This window comes from Rhodococcus sp. AQ5-07 (genome assembly GCF_009707305.1).
GTDB classification, from domain to species: Bacteria; Actinomycetota; Actinomycetes; order Mycobacteriales; family Mycobacteriaceae; genus Rhodococcus_F; species Rhodococcus_F erythropolis.
In genome coordinates this window covers 6,237,406-6,252,549 of record NZ_CP046099.1, presented here as the reverse complement: position 1 = coordinate 6,252,549, position 15,144 = coordinate 6,237,406, and the positions used below count along the sequence as shown (strand labels likewise).

Annotated in this window: 9 protein-coding genes and 1 pseudogene; 6 read left to right on the top strand and 4 right to left on the bottom strand. The window is 63.4% G+C overall.

The genetic code is table 11. The features are described from left to right. The first annotated feature begins 76 nt into the window (after positions 1–76). From GJB56_RS29000 to GJB56_RS28990, 3 genes and pseudogenes are all read left to right on the top strand, one after another. Complete coding sequence (locus GJB56_RS29000) at positions 77–1,324, top strand: hypothetical protein (RefSeq protein ID WP_113682289.1); 1,248 nt, start codon at positions 77–79, stop codon at positions 1,322–1,324. Positions 1,325–1,433: 109 nt separating this feature from the next. Then, positions 1,434–2,773, top strand: a pseudogene (locus GJB56_RS28995) (S1 family peptidase). Between the two features lie 223 nt (positions 2,774–2,996). Beyond that, the gene (locus tag GJB56_RS28990) at positions 2,997–4,307 is read left to right on the top strand and encodes a S1 family peptidase (RefSeq protein WP_029538548.1); all 1,311 of its coding nucleotides are present in this window, start codon (positions 2,997–2,999) and stop codon (positions 4,305–4,307) included. A gap of 95 nt (positions 4,308–4,402) precedes the next feature. Here GJB56_RS28990 and GJB56_RS28985 read toward each other — a convergent pair whose 3' ends face one another. Further along, positions 4,403–5,053 carry a glycine zipper family protein gene (locus GJB56_RS28985; RefSeq protein ID WP_020968768.1) on the bottom strand — a complete coding sequence of 217 codons (651 nt, stop codon included), beginning with the start codon at positions 5,051–5,053 and terminating at the stop codon, positions 4,403–4,405. A 359-nt stretch (positions 5,054–5,412) separates the two neighbouring features. Between GJB56_RS28985 and GJB56_RS28980 the strand changes: the two genes are divergently transcribed. Further along, entirely contained in the window at positions 5,413–8,622 is a 3,210-nt protein-coding gene (locus GJB56_RS28980; protein WP_154606707.1) for a (Fe-S)-binding protein, read from the top strand. A 177-nt stretch (positions 8,623–8,799) separates the two neighbouring features. Here the strand turns inward: GJB56_RS28980 and GJB56_RS28975 are convergent, their stop codons facing one another. Together GJB56_RS28975 and GJB56_RS28970 are read right to left on the bottom strand one after the other, a co-directional pair. Then, complete coding sequence (locus GJB56_RS28975; protein WP_029254716.1) at positions 8,800–9,255, bottom strand: hypothetical protein; 456 nt, start codon at positions 9,253–9,255, stop codon at positions 8,800–8,802. A gap of 60 nt (positions 9,256–9,315) precedes the next feature. Then, on the bottom strand, positions 9,316–10,593 hold the full coding sequence (locus tag GJB56_RS28970) for a DUF6745 domain-containing protein (RefSeq protein WP_113682287.1): 1,278 nt from the start codon (positions 10,591–10,593) through the stop codon (positions 9,316–9,318). A 428-nt stretch (positions 10,594–11,021) separates the two neighbouring features. Here GJB56_RS28970 and GJB56_RS28965 point away from each other — a divergent pair, with 428 nt between their 5' ends. After that, on the top strand, positions 11,022–11,771 hold the full coding sequence (locus tag GJB56_RS28965) for a hypothetical protein (protein ID WP_230091104.1): 750 nt from the start codon (positions 11,022–11,024) through the stop codon (positions 11,769–11,771). Here GJB56_RS28965 and GJB56_RS28960 read toward each other — a convergent pair. Further along, positions 11,761–13,701 carry a S9 family peptidase gene (locus GJB56_RS28960; RefSeq protein ID WP_113682286.1) on the bottom strand — a complete coding sequence of 647 codons (1,941 nt, stop codon included), beginning with the start codon at positions 13,699–13,701 and terminating at the stop codon, positions 11,761–11,763. The genes GJB56_RS28965 and GJB56_RS28960 overlap by 11 nt on opposite strands. Positions 13,702–13,777: 76 nt before the next feature. On the opposite strand from GJB56_RS28960, the gene GJB56_RS28955 reads away from it, so the two are divergent. Then, positions 13,778–15,031, top strand: a complete 1,254-nt coding sequence (locus GJB56_RS28955; RefSeq protein ID WP_019747413.1) for a pyridoxal phosphate-dependent aminotransferase — start codon at positions 13,778–13,780, stop codon at positions 15,029–15,031. The last annotated feature ends 113 nt before the right edge of the window (positions 15,032–15,144 follow it).

Here is a 15,144-nt window from a genome sequence, read left to right as displayed (position 1 = left end):
GTTTAAGTGATAGTTTTCACAGGAATCAGGACATGCATGCCGAGCAAAGTTCGGTAACTGTGAAACGGGGATCGCTATGAAGTGGGGAGTCGAACTCGCCGTCGGCAATAAACGAAGCATTGCTGCGATCGCGAAACCCGACTCGGAACCAGTGATCCTCGAACGCGAATCGGTGCTGCACCACGCTCCTGACGGCACCGTGCAGCTAGGTGAAACCGCGTTGGGGTCAACCGGCTTGCGCGGGTTCCTCGACAGGGTCGGAACTGACGATACCGACAACTTCTCCGAGCACATGACGCGAGGAGAGGAACTCGTAGCGACAGCAATGTATTGCCTGGTCAAGGAGGTCCGAACACTCACTGATCAGAACCTGAACATCTCTGCGGTGATCCCGGCAGGTTGGTCGAACGATTCCGTCGACGCACTGCGCGGCGCACTCGACAGCATGGATCTCGACGGCGTCGAACTGATTCCGGAAGAGAAAGCCTCCGCGGCCTGGCTCGCGGATCCGGATGCCGACGACAGTGCAGCCCGCGGAGCCGCAGCGTTGGCCGCGCCTTACTCGATCACCTCTACCTGTTCCGAACCCGAGCCAACCGATCTTGCCGAGCCAGAGGACACCCTCGAGGAGTTTCCGCCGTTCGTCCTGATCGAACCGGAGCCGGAATCCGGCGTGGAAGTACCGGGCACGAAAGCACCGAGCGTCGACGGTTGGCTGAATCGTCAGTGGCGGTCGGAGCGCCGACCGATCATCGCCGCAGCCGCCGCCGCAGTCTTTCTGACGGCGTCGGGGTGCGCGGCCGCGGTCATCATCGGACACACTCCGACCATTTCACCGCCCGGGATTCTCGACGCACAATCTCCCCTGCCCACCGGCACCACGCCCGCCACTGCGGCGAGTCCGCCCGGCACGGTTTCGCACTCAGCGACCTCGCTCCCGTCGGAAGTGCCCGCTCTCGGCGCGCAGCCGACGGCGCAGTCGTGGTCATCCGAAGCGGAATCGACCTCACCCGAATCCCAGCCCATCCCGGCGAGTCCGGGCACCGGTACCGAGAAATCCACTGCGGCGAACGTCCCCGCGCAACAGGGATCGCCGATCACCATCCAGCTCGACCCCCTTCGGATCGAGAACCTGCCGCCGGTCGTCGGACCGCTGAATCCGGTCGATCCGGCTACCCCGGACACTCCCGCCGTGACCGACCCCACTGATACACAGACAACGCCGACGCAGCCCTCCAACCCGACCGACACAACCGATCCGGTGGTGCCGAATCCCGACATGCCCGTCATGCCATTGGCCCCGAGACCCGGAATGCCAAGTTAGACAGAAAGATTGAACAGCCAGAGAGGAGGCGCATATTCCTCGTCGAAACTTTTCCCCTATGGTGGGTGCGGTACCTACCGGCTCGGTGCCGGGGACTTGAAGGGATTTCATGCGTAACTCGTTGGCGATCCGCACCGCTGTGGTCGGCGCCTCGGCACTACTGCTCGCAGCTCCATTCACCACGACGGCATCGGCAGAGCCCGCCTCCGACACGCATGTCGAACAGCTCGAAGCCGACCAGCTTCCGGCTGAGCTGGTCGAGGCGATCACACGCGACCTGAAGATCTCCCCACAGGAGTATCTCGACCGCGCTGCCAAAGCTCAGGAACTCGGCGCGTACGCCCAGGAATTCAAGTCCGAGCGCCCCGGCGACTACGCCGGATCGTGGATGGGACTCGACGGTCAACCCGTCGTAGCCGTCACCACCACCGAAGCTGCTCGAATCGCGGCCGACGACGGATACCGCACCCACGTCGCCCCCGTCTCCGCCGACACCCTCGAGAAGACGCTGGCCGACGTCAACGGATGGATCGCCGGGCTGCCCAAGGAAATATCACGCGCAGTCAATTCGGCGACCATCGACGTCTTGAACAATCAGGTCGTCATCGACGTTGCGAACAGCCCCGTCGGGCAGGCACTCAATCTTCCGACCTGCTCGAGAACACCAAGATCGTTCTCAGCCCGGACGGTGGCGGATCGGTTGATCCCGGAGCGCTCGGCGGCGACACCTACATCACGTCGACAGGTCCCATTCGCGAGACGCCGACCGAGAACATCTCGGTCTGCTCGTTCGGGTTCAACGCCGTCGACGATCAGAACAATGCACTCAATATCAGTGCCGGACACTGCAATCCGGCCGAGGGCTCGAAGTCGCCGGTCTACCTGCCGAATCACGCGAACGTCGACGACAGTCAGTTGATCGGCGCCTTCTCACAGTCTTCCGTCGGCAACAACGCCGGTGATCTCGATTACTCGGTCATCAAGTTCGACCAGTCGGGCATCGACGCGGGCCTCGACCGCGCTGCCGTCCGCGGTGCCAACGGGACCACCCTCGCGATCACCGGAACAGCACGTCCCGTGATCGGCGCTCCCATCTGCAAGTCGGGTCAGACGTCGTCCTTCACCTGTGGCGTCGTGGCAGCCGATCGCGTCGAAACACAACTGGTCATGGCTGACGGCGATTCACGAACCGTCCGCGGGTTCGCCGGTACCGCGTGCACCCTCGCCGGGGACAGTGGCGGCGCCATCGTCTCCGGAACCCTGGCGCTGGGCATCACCAGCGGTTCCAACAGCAGCGGCGCACCCAGTTGCAACGAAGCGAACCTGGTACTCGCGACCTCCGGTGGAACCTCGAATCTGGGTATCCCGGTCGGAGACATCCTCGACGCTGCAGATCGCGCATCCGGCGGCGGTGTCGGTTCCGGAATCCGCGTTCGCACTGCGGGTTGACCAACGCCTGATTCACGCACTGTGCCCGCCGATCTGTTCTGATCGGCGGGCACAGTGCTGTTGTCGGTCGGGGTCAGCGCTGTTTGCTCATGTAACGGGTGGGAATAGCGCGTTCGAACCCATATAGTCATGGTCGACTGTGATCGGCTCACCACAAGTCCGTGAGCCGTATCCGTGTGCTCCCAGGGGGGTGGTACGCGGTCAACGAAGTGGAAAGGCCCACATGCGAAGCTCCATCGCACGTCGCGCCGCAGTGTTCGGTTCGGCCGCGCTGCTGCTCCTCGGACCGATTACCGCGGTCGCGAACGCAGAACCGAATGAACCCGGTGTATCCGATCAGGCAGCCCATCTGCCCGTCGAACTCGCCGAAGCCCTACAGCACGACTTGGCGCTGACGCCCGACCAGTTCGTCTCGCGTTCCGAACTCGCGCAGAAGCTCGCAGAGTTCGCCGCCATCGCGCGCGTCCAGTTTCCCGACTCTTTTGCCGGCGTGTGGCTCGACGACCTCGGCAAGGGCATCGTCGCTCTCGCTGACGGTCGCGACAAGGATGCTGCCCGCGAGGCCGCCGAGAAGGCCGGCTTCGAGGTCAAGGACGTCGCGCAGAGCGAGCAGGCTCTGCAAGGTCAACTCTCGGCACTCAACACCTGGCTCGATTCGCAGCCTGCCGAAGTCGCAGACCTCGTGCGTGGCATCGCCGTCGACGTGGTCGGCAACGGAGTCGCCCTCACCGCCGATCCTGCCGCCGGCATCGAATTGCCTGAGTTCCTGAAGCGGACCGTCGTCCACACCGCTGCTCCGCTACTGGTTCCCCCGATCGTCGCGGACCTCATTCCCGCAACCGGATCCGCAACCGGCGACGCTGCACTGGGCGGAGACGCCTTCGGCGCAACCTCCGGTAACACCGGACTGCGTTGTTCATTCGGCTTCAACGGCACCGACGGTTCAGGACGCACGGTCAACATCAGCGCCGGTCACTGCGATCCCAACCGTGCCGCTGCCGGCACCTCGAACTCGAGCCAGGTCTTCCCGATGGTGAACAACCAGACCGGGCCCCGCGTCGGATACTTCGCCAAGAGCAGCTTCGACGGGCGTGACTACTCGATCATCAACATCGACGACAACGCGAAGTACCGCTTCGAGAACAACAGCGTGCGGGTCCCGTTCAACCGTTCGGTCAACATCACCGGTACCGCCGATCCCATTGTGGGCGCCCCGGTCTGCAAGGCGGGATCGACCACCGGCTTCAGCTGCGGCGTCGTCACCGGCGTCAACCGCGTCGCCAAGGTCTTGGATCACACCCTCGACAACGGCTTCACCACCAACATCTGTGTCCTGCAGGGTGACAGCGGTGGCCCCATCGTCTCCGGAACGTTGGCAGTGGGCATCACGAGTGCGTCCAACGTCGCCACCTCTCCCCTGTGCGAGATCGCTCAGGCCGAGACGTTGTTCGGACAAGAAGCACCGACGCAGTACGCGACGCCGATCAACGACATCCTCGCAGCCAATCCAGGCCTGAAGGTTCGCGACTACTGATCGCACGCATTCCCCTAGACAGCAAAACGGGCGCCACACCTTTCGAAGGTGTGGCGCCCGTTTCGGCGTTCGTGACGTCTAACCGGTAGAGCTGCTTACTGGAAGAGAGTTGTTCCGGCCGGAGCGTTCAGGACCTTGATCAGGTCCATGCCCGCGACGATTGCGGTTCCGCCGCCGGCGAGGATGGTACCGGCGACTCCACCGATACCGGCACCGGTGACCATGCCGGGGAGGCAGCCGATAACCAGGCCGGGCAGACCCACGATGCAACCGATGACTGCTCCGACGATCGTGCCGGTGAGGCTACCGATCTGCGTGGCAAGCCCGAGCTGTGACTGGAACTTCTCGATTGCCTTCTGATCCTCGTCAGGCGAAGCAACCGGGGTGAACTCGGCAGCGACCGGCTTCGGCTTGGAGCTGGCCGGGTCCAAGTTCGGCTTGAGGGTGAGGGTCTTGCCGTCCTCACTGACGGTCTCGTCGAACGGGAACTGAACGTCCCCGAGGTTGAACGCGAGCGGCAGGCTCACGAGAGTTGCGCCCTGGCTGTTCTGCAAGTCGACGTGTGTGCCGTCACCCGATACCCGGAATGCCCCGGCATCGATGGTGGTGACAACAGCCTGGTCGACGACCTCGGCGGTGTACGAAACGTCGGGTGACGTCTCCGGAGCTGCGTAAGAAGTACCTGCAGCGATGCCCGTAGCGGCAATGGTCATCGCTGCGATGGCCGCAGCTTTACGAATGAACATTTTTGATCCTCCCCGGGAGCGAGCGGGCGCAAGTCGATGACTCACACCACCCGTTTCCCCTGTGCGTGACGGGCGTAACGATAACAGCCGGTCGGTTGTCCTCACCTGCCCGGAAACCGAGTTAGGGCTGCCTGACAGAAAGGAGCCCGACGGCCACCGCCTAACGTGACGACCAGACATGTCTGCGTTTGACCAAGCCCGTCCGACGCAGAAGATTGATCTCTCCAGGCCACGAGCGGTTACCAGTCGGTATCTACAGGCTGGTAATGCTAGTTACTGGCGGGTAACATAACGCAGGTTAGTATCAGTGGGCTGTCCCGAGGTGGCCGACGCGTCGCCCTGAAACGAAAGGCCGCGACATGAATGCCCTGACGATTACGTTGGGCACGATTGGTGCTCTGCTGAGCTTGGTGTGTTGGTACATCTTCCTCTCAGGCGCGCTGAGGATGTTCAACACCGTGCGCATCGGCCAGTCGGCACCCGATCGATGGCGCCCGTTCTTCCCTCGCTTCAAGCAGATGATCATCGAGTTCATCGCGCACACGCGCATGAACAAGTTCCGCAGCGTCGGCTGGGCCCACTGGCTCGTCATGGTCGGCTTCCTCGGCGGATTCCTGCTCTGGTTCGAGGCTTACGGCCAGACGTTCAACCCCGAGTTCCACTGGCCCATCTTCGGTAACACGTGGGCGTGGCACCTGTGGGACGAGATCCTGGGCCTCGGCACCGTCATCGGTATCACCACGCTGATCGTGATCCGTCAGCTCAACCACCCGCGCCTGCCTGCGCGCCTGTCCCGGTTCGGCGGCTCCAACTTCAAGGCCGCCTACGTCATCGAGGGCATCGTCCTGCTCGAGGGCCTGGGCATGATCATGGTCAAGGCCGGCAAGATCGCGACCTACGGTCACGCCAACCCGTGGACCGACTTCTTCACCATGCAGGTCGCCAAACTGCTTCCCGCCAGCCCCGTCATGATCTCGGTGTTCGCGTTCGTCAAGCTGATGACCGGCATGATCTGGCTCGCGATCGTGGGCCGCAACATCACCTGGGGCGTCGCCTGGCACCGCTTCTCCGCGTTCTTCAACATCTACTTCAAGCGTGAAGACGACGGCACCGTCGCGCTCGGCGCGGCAAAGCCCATGATGTCCAAGGGCAAAGTCCTGACGATGGAGAACGTCGACCCCGACACAGACACTCTCGGCGCCGGAAACATCGAAGACTTCTCCTGGAAGGGCTGGCTGGACTTCACCACCTGCACCGAGTGCGGGCGTTGCCAGTCCCAGTGCCCTGCTTGGAACACCGGAAAGCCGCTCTCCCCCAAGCTGCTCATCATGTCGCTGCGTGACCACGGCTACGCCAAGGCCCCGTACCTGCTCGCTGGTGGACGCAAGGACATGGGCGGCGACGAGATCGGACTCGTCGACAGCGAAGGCAACGTCAAGGAAGCCGCACTCGCAGCCATCCCCGAGGCCGCACGCCTCGAGGCCGACCGCAAGCTCGTCGGTGAAACCGTCGAAGGTGAGATGGCCCCGGTCATCGACGCCGAAACCTTGTGGAGCTGCACCAACTGCGGCGCCTGCGTCGAACAGTGCCCCGTCGACATCGAACACGTCGACCACATCATCGACATGCGTCGCTACCAGGTCCTGATCGAATCGGAGTTCCCCTCCGAGCTCGCCGGCCTGTTCAAGAACCTCGAGAACAAGGGCAACCCCTGGGGCCAGAACTCCAAGGACCGTCTCAACTGGATCAACGAGATGGACTTCGAGATCCCCGTCTTCGGCAAGGACGCCGACAGCTTCGAGGACTACGAGTACCTCTTCTGGGTCGGCTGCGCCGGCGCCTACGAAGACCGTGCCAAGAAGACCACCAAGGCCGTCGCCGAACTCCTCGCCACCGCGGGAGTGAAGTTCATGGTCCTCGGCGCCGACGAAACCTGCACCGGCGACTCCGCACGTCGTGCCGGCAACGAGTTCTTGTTCCAGCAGCTCGCAATGCAGAACATCGAGATGCTCAACTCGGTCTTCGACGGTATCGAGCAGAAGAAGCGCAAGATCGTCGTCACCTGTGCGCACTGCTTCAACGCCCTCGGCAACGAGTACCCGGAGGTGGGCGGCGACTACGAGGTCGTGCACCACACTCAGCTGCTCAACCGTCTGGTGCGCCAGAAGAAGCTGATCCCGGTTGCATCCGTGAGCGAAGACGTCACCTACCACGACCCGTGCTTCCTCGGACGCCACAACAAGGTTTACGACGCTCCCCGTGAACTCATGGAAGCCTCAGGCTCCAAGCTCGTCGAAATGCCGCGTCACGGCGAACGTTCCATGTGCTGTGGTGCCGGTGGTGCTCGCATGTGGATGGAAGAGAACATCGGCAAGCGCATCAACGTCGACCGCGTCGACGAAGCGCTCTCCACCAACCCCAAGAAGATCGCCACGGGTTGCCCGTTCTGCCGCGTCATGCTCACCGACGGCGTCACTGCCCGCCAGGAGCAAGGCCAGGGCGAAGGCGTCGAGGTCGTCGACGTCGCGCAGCTGATGCTGAACTCCGTCACCCGCCTCGATCCCGCCCAGCTCGGCGAGAACATCAAGGTGATCCCGCGTGAGAAGGCACCGGTCGCTGCTGAGGCAAAGGCTGAGACCGTCGAGCAGGATCGGGTCGCAGAAGTCGAGGAAGCCGCCGCGACTCCGGAAGCCAAGGCTGCACCGGCAGGCAAGGGGCTGGCCATGAAGGGCCTCGCCAAAGCACCAGGTGCAAAAGCTCCCGGAGCCAAGGCGCCAGGCAAGGGCCTCGGAATGGCCGGCGGGGCAAAGGCTCCCGGCGCCAAGAAGGCAGCTCCCGCTGCAAGCGCGGAAGCTCCCGCCGCCGAAGCTGCTGCACCGGCCGCACCCGCGGCAAAGCCCAAGGGGCTCGGTCTTGCGGGCGGAGCCAAGGCTCCCGGGGGCAAGGGACTGCAGATGAAGGGCGCCGCCAAGGCACCCGGAGCAAAGGCCGCTGCCGCACCGGCAGCGGAAGCACCGGCAGCTGAGGCTGCTGCACCCGAAGCTGCTGCACCCGTCGCCAAGCCGAAGGGTCTGGGCCTGGCGTCCGGCGCCAAGGCTCCCGGCGGCAAGGGACTGCAGATGAAGGGCGGGGCCAAGGCTCCTGGCGCGAAGGCTGCACCTGCTGCTGAAGCACCTGCCGCTGCTCCGGCTGCACCCGCCGAGGCTCCCGCAGAGGCCCCCGCCGCCGAGGCGGAAGCCCCGAAGGCTCCACCGGTCGCCAAGGCCGGCGGACTCGGATTCAAGTTGGGCGCAAAGGCTCCCGGCGCTCGGAAGGCAGCTCCTGCTGCAGCCCCGGCGCCAGCTGCGGCACCGGCTCCCGAGGCCGAACCCGTGAAGGCAGAACCCGCCGCCGAACCCGTGAAGGCAGAACCCGCCGCCGAACCCGTGAAGGCAGAACCCGCCGCCGAAGCACCTGCTGAAGCGTCCGCACCCGCGGAAGCTCCGACGCCTGCTGCCGCGCCGCCCGCCCCCAAGGCAGGTGGGCTCGGATTCAAGGCCGGCGCAAAGGCTCCCGGCCGCAAGAAGTAACCGCTCCACACGCGAATGCCCTCACCGTCATGGTGAGGGCATTCGTGTTTGTGTGGGGAGCCAATCCCGACCGAGCACCCTTTCCCTCGACTCAACACACCTTGCTCTACGCGGAAAGCGGTGCTCGCCGTGGACAAGTGGTGCTCACTCCCCCGCTGCCAAATCGAGGTCGCCCTGTCAATCTGCGACAAGCATCACCGCACCGCGCGCACGCCCGACGCCCCTTTCCTGCTGCCGTCCGATGACGTATCGCCCCGGAGCGATTCCGGTCGCGCCGTGCTCCGGATGGATCAGGTACGCGGTCACTCGGGTGTCGAGCATGCCGAGCGCAAGGCCCCGAGCATCTTTCACCGGCGTCGACCACGTGCACTCCCCTTCGTCTGCAACCAGACTGTGGGGGTTACCGCCCGCCGCGCTTCGCAGCAACTCCACTCCCGAGAGCGGCACTCTCACAGAGCGTGTCCACGGCAGAGGCGCCACGATATTTGCGAGCAGCGAAAACGGGATCACGATGAGATCGCCCTGCGCCTGAAGTCCGTCGATCACAGGAATGGACACTTCCTGGTCCAGGTAGTCGAAGACATCGAGGCCGGTGAGGGTGGTGAGAGCGGACAAGGTCATGTTCGAGTTCATAAGTATCACCAAGGGTTTGAGGATTGAGGGTTTGAGGATTGGGGCTTGAGGGGTCGAGATTCAGGTTCGACGAACGAGACGGGAGTAATCGGCGCCGGTGATGCCGTAAGTCCAACCGGCGGCATCCAACGCGGAGGTAAACCATCCGGGTACGTGAAGGCCGTATCGACGCCGATGCCCGTCGCGTTCGAAAGAACCGTTGACCGCGAGGAGAATGCGTCCACTTCGGCCCCAGCCCTCCGGTGACGCGTAGAGCTGCAGCAGGCAACCGGCATTACCGGGATCGTCGGCTTGGTCGACCAGTGTCAGGCCGGCCAGCTCGATGTAGGAATCCCAACCGATCCGCTCGATTGCACATCGACGGATCTCTACATTGCGCTCGTGTGCGATGCGTTCGGCGGTCGGGTCGAGCACTACCCAGTCGGGAACGATCGCTCCGTGCAGAACGAACGCCTTTGTTCCGTCTGCGAATTCGAGTGCCGGGGAATCAGAGTGGTGGAGTCGGCGTTCTCCCCGCGCACTGCCCGGTATCCGCTCCGAGTGCAAGACCCTGGGTCGTTCCGCCATGATGCACACGTCGTCGAACGCCCACCACCACCCGGTCGAGTCAGCCAGTGCGGTCTGCACATCGAGAAGTTCACGGTCTTCCGAGCGGAAGGTCGCAAGACCGTATCGATGGCATGTGTCGTAGTACGCGATTCGATGGGCGTCCTGCTGCCCGTACCAGGTCACTCCACCCGCCACCGGGGTCGACATCGTTCGTATCGCAGCTGCCACGCCGTCGAACAGTGTGGTGTGCAACGATTCCCAGATTGCGGATCTGATGATCCGCGCTGGATTGACGCGGCGCTGAGTCGAACCCCGCTGAGTCGACCCCCGCTGATCCGACCCCTCGGACACGCTGGCACCAACGCCCCCGAACGCGCGACGTTCCATCTCCCAGCGTTCTATCTGCCAGTCAATGCTCCGACGTTCGATACGCGCGTTCATACGTCGGCGCGACGCCGAAAACATGCTCGCGATGTGCCCGCAAGCGCAGTCGAGTCCAGTGCCGTCGAAGGACATCTTGTTCGACAGACCTTCGGCGGCGATCAGATCCGATCCAGCAGAGGGCGACTGAACCCAGACGAACTCCGGTTTCGGGAGCCCGGATCGTCGGTATAGTTGCGCGACAGCAGATTCTGCCGTGGATCGATCGGCCGGACGTGTACACAGACCGCGTTCGAGCCATACGTCGCGGACTGTTTCCAAGGCCTGATTGTCTTCATCGAAGATATCGATGTTCTCGGTCGATGTCGCTCGACGTGACGTCGACGAGCGAAACGGTGCGGCGCTCACGCGACGGTGGCGGTGTCCGCCTTTCCTGTAGTCATAGTTCAACAGCCTGGCACGCAAACGCTCCGGACGCAAGGGTTGCCTAGAGTGCGACACCGAGAACCTGCCACCGTTTCCCCACACCCAACACCCTCTCCAGCGACGCGAAACCGGTTCGAACTGTGGACAAGTGGTGTTCACTCACGGCTATCCACAGCCCCGGGTTCACGGCTTCCTTTCCAGCGCCGGGCGCAGCAAGATCGATCGGTATGGGGGAACAAATACGCATCATCCGTCGGCCAGAGCAACTGTCGACAGGTCGTACCGATTCCGAGATCCGGCAGGCCTGCGCGAGTGGAAATTGGTCCAGAATCCATCGCGGTGCCTAGGTACCCAGCGACCACCTGTCCCACCTCGACGCATACGGGCTACATCGATTGCGCGTCGAGGCTGTGGCCGGTACCGCTTCGGCACATGCAGCGGTCAGCCACATCTCGGCAGCGGTGGTGCACGGCTTCGAACTCTGGAACACTCCGCTCGAAGTTGTGCACCTCTCTCGGGACCGACGAGGCGGTGGCCGTAAATCCGCTCGACGACACGTGCACTCGGTATCGTTCACCGACGACGAGGTCACCCACGTCGACGGCCTACGCGTCACGACTCCGGCACGAACTGTTGCGGATCTCGCGAGGACGCTCCCTTTCGAACCGGCTCTCGTGGTGGGCAATTCAGCATTGCACCGTTCAGCGTTGACCAAAGATGCAGTTGCGGCCTCGCTTGCACTCAGCCCGAACCATCCCCGCCATCGACATGCGCTCCACGCGCTCACCGCGATGGACTCGCGCATCGAAAGCGTCGGTGAATCACGGAGCCTCGCATTGTTCCTGCAGGAGCACTTACCACTCCCCGAACCCCAGGTCGAAATCCACGACGCTCGAGGGTTGGCCGGCCGCGTCGACTTCCTGTGGCGTGAGCAGCGCACCATCGGAGAGTTCGACGGCCGCATCAAATACGGCCGACTGGTGCCCGCCGGGCGCAGCGCCGAGGACGTGCTCTGGAACGAGAAGCTCCGCGAAGACCGACTCCGTGACGCGGGGTGGGAAGTCGCGAGGTGGACGTGGGCCGACCTGTCGACCCCGTCACTGGTGGCAGGTCGGATCCTCGCGGCCTTTGCGCGCAGCCGCGGGGCCGTCAGCTACTGATCGCAGGCTTCCACAGCTCGAGTGTCGCAATGCCGGGTGGGGTGAATCCGAGCACCTGCCCGTAGAAGGACAGCTCGGCGTTGCGTGAGCTGATGATGGTCGACTGCTTGCGGAATCCGTGAGATTCACCCTCGTAGGCCAGGTAGGCATGCGGAATACCCTTGGTCACCAGAGCATCCCGGAATCGCTCCGCCTGCGAAGGTGGCACGATCGGATCGTCGAGACCCTGGAGCAGCAACACCGGGCAGTTCAACCCGTCGACGTTGTTGAGCGGAGCACGTTCCGCGTACAGGTCGGCAGATTCCGGCAGCGGGCCGATCAAACCGTCGACATAGCGCGATTCGAAATCGTGAGTTTCCTGCACGAACAGGTCCAGTTCGGCCACGCCGAAATAGGAAGCACCACAAGCGAACACGTCGGACGTCGTCAGTGCGGCCAGAACGGTCCATCCACCGGCAGATCCGCCTTCGATGGCAAGGCGGGCCGGATCGGCAAGCCCTTGCTCGGCCAACCCGGTGACGGCGGTGACTACGTCCTGCACGTCGACGACACCCCACTGTCCGCGCAGCCGGTTGCGGTACTCACGTCCGTAACCGGTCGACCCGCCGTAATTCACATCGACGACGCCGATTCCGCGGCTGGTGAAGAAGGCGTAGACGAGGTTGAGGGCCGGGGCGACGTGCGCCGTCGGCCCACCGTGAACAAACGCAACGTATGGCGGCAGTTCGCCGTCGAGTCCTTTGTATCGCGGACTGCGCGGCGGATACGCAACGGCGTGAACTTCTCGCCCGTGTCCGTGAGCCACGACAGCTCGCGCTTCCGGAAGGTATGCAGACTCGGGCAATTCTTCGACCGACGAACGGATTTCGGTGAGTTCGCCGGTACCGAGGTCGAACTCGCGTAGCGCGCCCGCCAGTTTCGCGCCTCCCGAGGTGAGCAGCAACCGATCGCCGCGAACCTGCATGAGGCCGATGCTGGTGACACCCGGGATCGCGATGTCGCGCAGTTCCCCCGACGCCGGATCGAGTACCGCCAGCGTGTCGGTTCCCACCGTGCGTGCGGTGAGAAGGTGCCCGTTGTCGAGTTCGACGAACCAGCGTGCACCGAAGCGCCACTGTGGGCCACCGAAATCCGCATTCACCGGGCAGATCGGGGTGATCTTGCCGCCGACTCGATAGATGTTCCACCAGCCGCTGCGATCACTGATTGCGTAGAGTTCGTCGTCGGTGATCCACTCCGGTTGCAGGACGGACTCTTCAAGTCCGCCGATCAGCACGGAGTAGTTCTGAGCGACGCCGTCGACGAGTGGAGCTACCCGCAGTTCGGTACCGTCCCAGGGCATTTGCGGATGGTTCCACGCGATCCAGGCTATTTTGGTTCCACTCGGCGAAAGCCTCGGTGACGAGAGGAAGTCCGAGCCGCCGACGATCGAGCGAACCTTGCCGGAACCGTCGAGCGGAATCGCGCAGATATCGCGAGTGATCGCCCCGTCCTCCGCGTGCGCTTCCCGAACCGCCCACACCTCACCGTTCACGATCTGCAGGTCTGCGTATCGCAACGCGGCCGGCGACGCGGGTTCAGGCGTCAGAGCCCGCGGAGTGACTCCTTCGAGGATGTACACCCGTTGATCGGAGAATTCACTGAAGACCAGTTTTCCGGACTCGGTGACGGTCCAGGCGCCACCGCCGTACTCGTGAACCCTGGTCCGGGCGTTCCACGGCGCAGGGAGGATGTCGACGGGTTGGTTGTCGAGACCGGATCGACGGATCGATGTCCGACCACCCTCGGTCGGACGAAGTTCAGCCCACCAGATCTCGTCACCGACGTATCGTCCACCCTCGACAGGGTGGCCACCTGCAGCCAGATCCGCTGCTCCGATCGGAGAAGTCCACGATCCGTACGGGGCTGCAATCTGCTCGCTGGGGGTCATCGCTCGACAATAGCCAACTGGTCGCGCGACACGGTCCCCGACAATGCACTTGCACAGTGGTGGAATCATGTAACTCGTGAGCACACCAGAACCCGTCCGCCATCGTCAGCCGCAGCGCGAGCTGGAGCAGTCGTCGAAGCTCCAGAACGTCCTGTACGAAATCCGTGGGCCGGTGCACGCGCATGCCGCCCGGTTGGAGGCGGAAGGACACCGGATCCTCAAGCTCAACATCGGCAACCCGGCACCGTTCGGATTCGATGCTCCCGATGTGATCATGCGCGACATGATCGCCGCCCTGCCCTATGCGCAGGGCTATTCGGAGTCGAAGGGAATTCTGTCGGCGCGGCGCGCAATCGTGACGCGTTACGAGCTGGTTCCCGGCTTCCCCGAGCTCGACGTCGACAACATCTACCTCGGTAACGGTGTTTCCGAGCTGATCACGATGACCATGCAGGCCCTCCTCAACAACGGGGACGAGGTTCTGATCCCAGCGCCGGACTACCCGCTGTGGACTGCGATGACGAGCCTGTCCGGAGGCACGCCCGTCCACTATCTCTGCGACGAGGCCAACGACTGGAATCCCGATATCGCCGATATCGAATCCAAGATCACCGACAAGACCAAGGCTCTCCTCGTCATCAACCCGAACAACCCCACGGGTGCGGTGTACTCCATGGAGGTTCTGCAGCAGTTGGTCGATCTGGCACGCAAGCATCAGCTTCTGCTGCTCGCCGACGAGATCTACGACAAGATCCTCTACGACGACGCAAAGCACATCTCGCTGGCAACGCTTGCCCCTGATCTGCTGTGCCTGACGTTCAACGGCCTCTCGAAGGCCTACCGCGTCGCCGGCTACCGCTCCGGCTGGGTGGCGATCACGGGCCCGAAGGATCACGCCGCCGGCTTCCTCGAGGGACTCGACCTCTTGGCGTCGACCCGCCTGTGCCCCAACGTCCCCGGACAGCACGCCATTCAGGTCGCCCTCGGCGGACACCAGAGCATCGAAGACCTGATCCTGCCCGGCGGTCGCCTGCTCGAGCAGCGCGACGTCGCGTGGGAGCGATTGAACATGATTCCGGGTGTTTCGTGTGTGAAACCCCGCGGTGCGCTCTACGCGTTCCCTCGTCTGGATCCGAACGTCTACGAGATCCACGACGACGAGAAGTTGGTTCAGGACCTGCTTCTCCAGGAGAAGATCCTGATGGTTCAAGGCACCGGATTCAACTGGCCGAACCACGATCACCTTCGGATCGTCACCCTTCCGTGGGCCCGGGATCTCGCCGTGGCCATCGAGCGATTCGGCAACTTCCTCACCAGTTACAAGCAGTGATTTCGGCCCGTCGAATCGGGCAAAATCAGGTAAACAATTCGTTGTACAAATACCCCGTAAACGTAAAAGTGCGGGGTATTTGTGAGACCTTCGTCACAACATTCGCATACCAG